Source organism: Paraburkholderia sp. SIMBA_027 (genome assembly GCF_046535315.1).
GTDB lineage: Bacteria > Pseudomonadota > Gammaproteobacteria > Burkholderiales > Burkholderiaceae > Paraburkholderia > Paraburkholderia tropica.
In genome coordinates, this window is the sequence record NZ_JAWRWY010000351.1 from 1 (window position 1) to 288 (window position 288).

The 288-nt window shown below is 59.0% G+C and carries 1 protein-coding gene; it reads right to left on the bottom strand.

Going from position 1 to position 288, the window contains the following annotated elements:
* The coding region (locus SB764_RS39380; RefSeq protein WP_410866663.1) for a hypothetical protein at window positions 1–225 on the bottom strand (225 nt) is incomplete at its 3' end.
* Window positions 226–288 lie beyond the last annotated feature (63 nt).

Sequence of the window (288 nt, forward strand, 5' to 3'; positions counted from 1 at the left end):
AACAACGCTTAACGCGGAACAACGCTTAACGCGTGCTGCCGATCGCAGCCTTGCGAGGTTCAGGCCGCGTATGCTCATTGCATGAGGCTGCACCCGGGCCAGTAGCTGTCGTTGGCTGCGTCGGTGATGTCGCCATTCGAGCGACGGCAGATATTCAACCCGCTTGTCATTGAGCCCGCCCGTTTGCACGCGATTCGACACCGGGCCACTATCGAGCAGAGCCACGGTCTTCACTCAGCCATGCAAGTGCTTTCCCCGGCAAAGGCGTCGCCGTTGAGAACATAACAT